This is a genomic window from Methylobacterium variabile (genome assembly GCF_001043975.1).
Classification (GTDB): domain Bacteria; phylum Pseudomonadota; class Alphaproteobacteria; order Rhizobiales; family Beijerinckiaceae; genus Methylobacterium; species Methylobacterium variabile.
The window spans coordinates 1-7063 of sequence record NZ_LABY01000244.1 but is presented as its reverse complement, the minus strand read 5'-3'; the positions used below and the strand labels follow the sequence as shown (position 1 = coordinate 7063).

General features: G+C 70.9%; 11 protein-coding genes. 1 reads left to right on the top strand and 10 read right to left on the bottom strand.

The genetic code is table 11. From position 1 onward, the window contains the following. Positions 1-353 precede the first annotated feature (353 nt). From fliP to VQ02_RS39530, 10 genes are all read right to left on the bottom strand, one after another. Entirely contained in the window at positions 354-1094 is a 741-nt protein-coding gene (fliP, locus tag VQ02_RS28935) for a flagellar type III secretion system pore protein FliP (RefSeq protein WP_425339935.1), read from the bottom strand. A 53-nt stretch (positions 1095-1147) separates the two neighbouring features. Beyond that, a complete protein-coding gene (locus tag VQ02_RS28930) occupies positions 1148-1630 on the bottom strand; it encodes a flagellar basal body-associated FliL family protein (RefSeq protein WP_048447708.1) in 483 nt (160 codons plus the stop codon). Between the two features lie 23 nt (positions 1631-1653). After that, positions 1654-2376 (bottom strand): flagellar basal body L-ring protein FlgH, encoded by a 723-nt coding sequence (flgH, locus tag VQ02_RS28925; RefSeq protein ID WP_048447707.1) that lies wholly within the window; start codon positions 2374-2376, stop codon positions 1654-1656. Beyond that, positions 2376-2939 (bottom strand): MotE family protein, encoded by a 564-nt coding sequence (locus tag VQ02_RS28920; protein ID WP_048447706.1) that lies wholly within the window; start codon positions 2937-2939, stop codon positions 2376-2378. Before VQ02_RS28920 ends, flgH begins: the two co-directional genes overlap by 1 nt. Then, complete coding sequence (gene flgI, locus VQ02_RS28915) at positions 2936-4042, bottom strand: flagellar basal body P-ring protein FlgI (protein WP_048447710.1); 1107 nt, start codon at positions 4040-4042, stop codon at positions 2936-2938. Before flgI ends, VQ02_RS28920 begins: the two co-directional genes overlap by 4 nt. Before the next feature lie 50 nt (positions 4043-4092). Next, positions 4093-4551, bottom strand: a complete 459-nt coding sequence (gene flgA / locus VQ02_RS28910) for a flagellar basal body P-ring formation chaperone FlgA (protein WP_048447705.1) — start codon at positions 4549-4551, stop codon at positions 4093-4095. Between the two features lie 92 nt (positions 4552-4643). Further along, the gene (gene flgG / locus VQ02_RS28905; protein WP_048447704.1) at positions 4644-5432 is read right to left on the bottom strand and encodes a flagellar basal-body rod protein FlgG; all 789 of its coding nucleotides are present in this window, start codon (positions 5430-5432) and stop codon (positions 4644-4646) included. A 13-nt stretch (positions 5433-5445) separates the two neighbouring features. Then, on the bottom strand, positions 5446-5799 hold the full coding sequence (fliE, locus tag VQ02_RS28900) for a flagellar hook-basal body complex protein FliE (RefSeq protein ID WP_048447703.1): 354 nt from the start codon (positions 5797-5799) through the stop codon (positions 5446-5448). A gap of 7 nt (positions 5800-5806) precedes the next feature. Next, entirely contained in the window at positions 5807-6223 is a 417-nt protein-coding gene (gene flgC / locus VQ02_RS28895; protein WP_048447702.1) for a flagellar basal body rod protein FlgC, read from the bottom strand. Further along, positions 6220-6600 (bottom strand): flagellar basal body protein, encoded by a 381-nt coding sequence (locus tag VQ02_RS39530; protein WP_048447701.1) that lies wholly within the window; start codon positions 6598-6600, stop codon positions 6220-6222. The genes flgC and VQ02_RS39530 overlap by 4 nt, the downstream gene beginning before the upstream one ends. A gap of 226 nt (positions 6601-6826) precedes the next feature. Here VQ02_RS39530 and VQ02_RS28885 point away from each other — a divergent pair. Then, positions 6827-7063, top strand: a 237-nt coding sequence (locus tag VQ02_RS28885) for a hypothetical protein (RefSeq protein ID WP_048447700.1), incomplete at its 3' end; no start/stop codon positions are given.

Sequence of the window (7063 nt, the reverse complement as noted above, 5' to 3'; positions counted from 1 at the left end):
CCGCGAGCGCTTCCTCTCTGCACGCGTGTTCCCCGACTACAAGGCGATCCTCGACGCCTGCTGCTCCGCCTGGAACGCACTCACCGCTGAGCCAGAGCGCATCCGCTCCATCGCCAACTTCAAATACATCGCACGCGTCAATGCTTAAGCGAAGTGGTATTAACGAGTTGAGACTCGTCCGGGAACACCCCCTCGCCGTGCGGGCTCGCTGCGCTTCCTGAACGGGAGGTGGGATCTTCGATCCCCGAGCCCTCTCCCCGCCCGCGGGGAGAGGGGGAACCAGCGCCATTCCTTTCCCCGAGCAGCCCCCTTCTGCAGGCGAGGGGTATGCCGCACTCAACCCTGAGACGACGCTAGAAGAATGATCTGACCAACCCGCTCACCAGCAGGTTCCACCCGTCGATCAGGATGAAGAACAGCACCTTGAACGGCAGCGAGATCACCGTCGGCGGCAGCATCATCATGCCCATCGACATCACGATCGTGGAGACGATCATGTCGATGACGAGGAAGGGCAGGGCGATGAGGAAGCCGATCTCGAAGCCGCGGCGCAGTTCGGAGATCATGAAGGCCGGGATCAGGATGCGCAGGTCGATCTTCTCGCCCTCCTGGGGCTTCGGGAAGGTGCGGCTGGCGAGGTCCTGGAAGGTCTGCAGGTCCTTCGGGCGCACCTGGGCCGACATGAACTCGCGGAACGGATCGGTGATGCGGGTGAAGGCCTCCTCCTCGCTGATCCGGTTCTCCTGCAAGGGCCGCACGCCCTCGCTCCAGGCCCGGTCGAAGGTCGGCGCCATGACGTAGAAGGTCATGAACAGCGACAGGCTGACGAGGAAGAGGTTCGCCGGCGTGCTCTGCAGGCCGAGGCCCGAGCGCAGGAACGAGAAGGCGACGGCGAAGCGGGTGAAGCTCGTCACCATCACGAGCAGCCCCGGCGCCAGGGACAGCACCGTGAGCAGGGCGACGAGCTGGAGGATGCGCCCGCTCGCCGCGCCGTTGCCGGGGGGCAGGAGCGCGTCGAGGCCCGGGATTCCGGTGACGCCGCCGCCGGCCGCACCCTGCGCGAGCGCCGTCCCGGCGGTGAGAAGCGGGAGCAGGAGGGCGGCCGTCCCGACGAGAGCCGTGACGCGCGGGCTCACTGGACCACCATTCATTGCACCACCAGGGCTTCGACGATGAGCTCGCGCACGGCGCCCTTGGTGCGCAGGGCGACGCGCTCGTTCAGGTCCTCGCGCAGGTGCTGGAGGCCGCTCGCCCCCTCGATCTGCGCCGTCGAGAGCGTGCGCAGGTAGGCCAGGATGTCGGCCTTGATCTCCACCACGGTCACGTCGGGGGTGGGCAAGCTGCCGGTCTTGAACACCACCGAGGATTCGAGGCGGATCCAGGAATCGGCCGGCTCGGCGAGGTTGGTCACGACGGAGCCGACGCTGCGCAGGCTCAGCTCTCCGGTGTAGTTCAGCACCTTGGCCGCCTTCTCGTGCTCCTCGCGCTTCTTCTCGTCGACCGCCTTCTCGACGCTCGACATCAGGTACATGCCCAGGGCGCCGCCGGTGCCGACCGCCACCAGGGTGCAGAGGGCGAGCGCCCCGATCCACGCCTTGCCGCCGGCCTTCTTCTCGTTCTTGTCCGCCATCGCGTGTCCCTCGGGTCCGGCCGTCAGAACGGCGCGACGGTCTCGAAGATCTGCTGGCCGAGGGTCGGCCCCTGCACGTCGGTCAGGCGGCCGCGGCCGCCGTAGGAGACGCGGGCCTCGGCGATCTTGTCGTAGTCGATGGTGTTCTTGCGCGAGATGTCGCGCGGCCGCACGATGCCGGCGACGTTCAGAACGCGCACCTCGTTGTTGACCCGGATCTCCTGCGAGCCGCTGATCAGCAGGTTGCCGTTCGGCAGGACCTCGGTGATCACGGCGGCCAGCGACAGGCTCAGGGACTCCTTGCGGTCGATGGTGCCCTGGCCCTTGGTCTCGGTGCCGGAGCGGATGCCGGTATCGGCGGTGGCCGAGTCCTTCAGCCCCGAGACGCCGTAGCCGAAATCGAAGCCGAGGCTCGACTTCTGGCTGCGCGAGCGGTCGCTGGCGTTGTCGAACTGGGCCTTGTCGTTGATCACGATGCTGACCGTCAGCACGTCGCCGATGTTGCGGGCGCGGGGATCCTGGAACAGGTCGGCGCTCGCCGGCGACCAGGTCGAATGGTAGCCGTGGCGGCTCTGGAGCGAGCCGAAGGTCGAGGGCAGGGCCTCCCGCGGGGCGGCGAGCCCGGTGCCGATCGGCGTCAGGGTCGGCGGGCGGCCGAGCTCGTCGAGGCGGCTCTGGCAGCCCGCGAGGGCGAGCCCCGAGACGGCGAGGGTGAGGAGGCGGGCGGCCGGAGCTGAGCGGGTCATCACGATCTCTCGTTGTCCTTGCGGCGGCCGGCCTCGGCCATCCGGCGGGCCAGCGCGGCGGCGCGGGAGGCCTCCATCTCGGCGAGCACCGCGCTCGCCGTGCGGGCGTTGAGCTTCACCAGGATCGCCGCCGCGTTGTCCTCCGGCATGTTGGAGAGCTGGAGCGCCGCCGCGTCGGCCCGCATCTTGGCGTAGACCGCCACCACGCTCTCCTCGGCCTTGGCCAGGAACTCCTTGCGGCGCTGGACCACTGCCTCGTACTCGGCGCGCTTCTCCTCGAGGCGGCGGATGCGCTCCTCGACCTGCTTCTCGAGCGCGGCGAGTTGCTCCTTCTGCCAGGCGAAGCGGGCGTCGGCCGCCGCGTCCGCGATGGTGGCGCAGTAGCCGGTCTTGCCCGGCTCCTTGGCGACGAACTCCTGGGCGGTCGGCTCCTTCGGGGCGTCGCGGGCGGCCATCGCCCGCTTCGCCGCGTCCTTGGCCGGGTCGCTCGCCGGCGCGCCGCCGGCGGCGAGCGCCGGGCCGGCGACCGCGAGGAGGAGGCCGGCGAGAAGGATCCGGGTCATTGGACGACGAGCTCCGCCTGGAGGGCGCCGGCGGTCTTCACCGCCTGGAGGATCGCGATGATGTCGGTGGGCTTGAGGCCGACCTGGTTGAGGCCGCGCACCAGCGTCTGCAGGTCCGAGCCGCCGATCACCGCGAGCCGGCCCTGCTCCTCGCGGGCCGCGACCTCGGTGCGCGGCACCACCGTGGTCTGGCCGTTGGAGAACGGCGCCGGCTGCGACACCTCCGGCGTCTCGGTGACCCGCACGGTGAGGTTGCCGTGGGTGACCGCCACCGTGGAGATCTGCACGTTGCGCCCGATCACCACCGTGCCGGTGCGCTGGTCGACCACGACCCGGGCCGGCACGTCGGGCTGGATCGTCAGGTCGCCGATCTCGGCGACGAGGCGCGGCAGGATCATGTCGCGGGGGCGCTGGAGCACCACCGAGCGCTGGTCGCGCGGGCTCGCGATGCGGCGGCGGAAGCGGCCGACCGCGTAGGCGTTGATGGCGTCGGCGACCATCGTGGCGGTCTTGAAGTCGGGGTTCTTCAGCTCGAAAACCAGCTCGGGCAGGTCGCGGAAGGCGCCCGGCACCTCGCGCTCGATCAAGGCGCCGTTGGGGATGCGGCCTGCGGTCGGCACGCCCTGCGTCAGCTGCTCGGCCTGGCCCTGGACCGAGAAGCCGGAGACCGCCATCGGCCCCTGCGCGGCGGCGTAGACGATGCCGTCGCCGCCGGACAGCGGGGTCATCAGCAGGGTGCCGCCGCGCAGCGAGGTCGCATCGCCGAGCGAGGTCACGGTGACGTCGATGCGCGAGCCGGCGCCGACGTAAGGAGGCAGGTCCGCCGTCACCATCACGGCGGCGACGTTGCGGGTGCGCAGGCGCGCGTCGCGCACGTTGATGCCCATCCGGTCGAGCATCGATTGCAGCGACTGCTCGGTGAACTGGGCGTTGCGCAGGGTGTCGCCGGTGCCCTGCAGGCCGGTGACGAGGCCGTAGCCGACGAGCTGGTTGTCGCGCACGCCCTTGAGGCTCGCGACGTCCTTGATCCGGGTGTAGCCGCCGGAGGCGATGACCGGCGCGGCGGCGCGCGCCGGGACGGCCGGGCCCCAGTTGAGCCCCATTGTGAGGGCGAAGGCGAGGGCCGCGCGGGCGACGCGGAGGGCGGTCCGCATCAGAATCCGCCGATCTTGATGCGGCCGTCCGCCATCACGGTGCCGAGGATGATGCGGCCGGTATCGGTGTTGCGCACCCGGATGGTCTCGCCGAGGCCGCCGTTCTGCAGCGGCGCTCCGACCGCCGTGATGACGAGGCCGTTCTCCTCGAAGATCATCTGGGTCGGCGCGCCGCGGCTGACGAGGCGCGGATCGTCGATGGCATTGACCGGCACGGGCTCGCCCGGCAGCAGCATCCGGCGGGCGGAGCGCCCGACGATGGCGAGCGGCGCGTCGATCACCGCGGCCCGGGCCCGGTAGGTCGTCGGGTAGGCCTGGAGCCGCAGCATCGACTCCTTGATCGTGTCGCCCGGGTAGATCGTCACGGTCGGCACCGGCAGCATCAGCTCGTCCGCCGCGCGGGCGGGGACCGACACGAGGCCGAGGGCGAGGAGCGCCAGGCGGAGGAGGACGTGCATGGGGGTGCCGCTGGGGGTGTCGCGCCGGGAGGAGGGGCGCCGCCTTGGGCCGGCGGCGGGGCAGTCTCAGTTCGGGATCACCGGATGCGGGATCACCGGATTCCCTTGGCGATCGTGCCCGCCATCTCGTCGACGGCCTGGATCACCTTGGAGTTCATCTCGAACGCGCGCTGGGCGGTGATCAGGCTGGTGATCTCCTTGACGGGATCGACGTTCGAGCCCTCGAGGTAGCCCTGCTGGATCTTGCCGTAGCTCACGTCGCCGGGATTGCCGATCACCGCCGCGCCCGAGGCCGGGGTCTCGCGGTAGAGGCCGTTGCCGAGGGGCTCGAGCCCCGATTCGTTGGCGAAGTTGGCGATGGTGATCTGGCCGATGTTCTGCTGCGCCACCTGGCCCTCGATCTTGGCGAAGACCTGGCCCGACTGGTTGATGGTGATCTCGGTGGCGTTCTGCGGGATCAGGATCGCCGGATCGACCGTGTATCCCTCGAGGGTCACGAGCTGGCCGGTGGCGTTCTTGTTGAAAGCGCCGGCGCGGGTGTAGTTGATCTCGCCGCTCGGGCTCGTGATCTGGAAGTAGCCGCGGCCGTTGATGGCCAGGTCGAGCTGGTTGGCCGTGTTGGAGAGCTGGCCCTGGCGGTGCAGGTTGCGGATCGCCGCCGCGCGCACGCCGAGGCCGAGCATCGCGCCCTCGGGGATCGCCTCCTGGCCGGACTGGTTGGGCACGCCCTGCTGCCGCTCGGCCTGGTAGAGCAGGTCGGTGAACTCGGCCCGCGCGCCCTTGAACCCGGTGGTGTTCAGGTTCGCGATGTTGTTGGCGATGACCTCGAGGTTGAGCTGCTGGGCGGACATGCCCGTGGCGGCGACGGCGAGCGCTCTCATCTGCGTAAAGTCCTCAGATCGCCATGCGGCTCAGTTCGAGGTAGGCGGCCACGACCTTGTCGCGGATCGCGACCGCGGTCTGGAGGCTCTGCTCGGCGGACATCACCGCCTCGACCACCTGCTGGGCCGAGGCCTTGCCCTGGATGCCGGCGATCGAGGCGGCCTCGCCGGCGCGCACCTGGTCGCGCACGCCGGTGGCGAAGCTCGCCATGATCTGCCCGAAATCGGCCGGGGCGGCGGCCTCGACGCCCGGCAGCGCGGCCCCGGTCACCGGGGGCAGGGCGGCCCGCTGCAGGGGGGCCGCCGCCTCGGGGCGGGCGGACGCCGCGGCCCGGTCGAAGGCCGAGAGGGTGAGGGCCTCGATCATCGGATGCTCATGTCCTCAGGAGGTCGATCACGCTGGCCACCATGGCGCGGGCCTGCTTGATCACCTGCAGGTTGGCTTCGTAGGAGCGGTTGGCCTCGCGCATGTCGGCCATCTCGATCAGGGCGTTGACGTTCGGCAGCTTGACGTTGCCGTTCTGGTCCGCCGCCGGGTTGCTCGGGTCGTGCTCGACCCGGAACGGGGCCTTGTCGGTGTCGATGTCGCGCACCCGCACCGAGGCGGCGCCCACCGCCCGGTCGAGCTCGGCCTTGAAGGTCACGGTCTTGCGCGAATAGGGGTCGGCTCCCGGCGCGTCGCCGGTCGACTGGGCGTTGGCCAGGTTCTCCGACACCACCCGCATGCGCAGGGACTGGGCCTCCAGGCCCGCGCTCGCCAGGCGGGAGGCGGCCAGCAGGGGGTCGATCACGATCCGCTCCTCACGGCCGACATCAGCATGCGGTGGAAGCTGCGCACCACCCCGACGTCGAGGTTGTGCTGGCGCGACACCTCGGCCGCCTTCAGCATCTCCTGCTCCAGGCTGACGCTGCTCGCGGTCTCGAGCACGTCCCAGCCGCCCCGGTCGGGGCGGATCGGCACGCCGAGGCCCGGGGCGTTGAGGTGGGCCTGCGCCGTCGTCGCCATGTCGCTGCCGGTGCGGGCCAGCACCTGGGCGAAGGGCGCGGTGTCCCGGGCCTGGTAGCCCTGGGTGTTGGCGTTCGCCACGTTGCCGGCGATCGTCGCCTGGCGCACCGACAGGTAGCGGGTGTGCAGCGAGGCGAGTTCGAACAGGTAGATTCCCGTCACGCGAACCCCTCCATGTCCGTCACCCCTCGTCCCGAAACGACCCGATGCCCGGGCCCTGCCGCGTAACCGCGGGTTTAGGAGCGCTACCTTGCCCGAGGCTGGCGAAGCTGGCGGGGAGGCCGAGCGGCCTGATCGGGCCGAGGCGCTCGCGCCCCCGCCTTGACAGGGGCGGCCCGTCCCCGGCACTGGCCCGGACTCCCGTCCGCCACGCGTCCCCGCTCCCGCCATGCTTCCGGCCCTGCTGCCCTCCGAGCCGGTCCTCCTCCCGGTCCAGGCCCGCTACGCGGGCGGGGCAGGGGCGGGCGGGCGCGAGGGGGAGCACGCGATCACCGCCAACAACCGCTGGTCCCGCGTGCTGCTGAGCTTCCGCGGCCTGCCCCCGGGGTCCTGGTGCTGCCTCGAGGCGCGGCTCGCCTGGGCGCCCGAGGAGGCCGGGAACCAGGCCCTCGACTTCGCCCTCGCG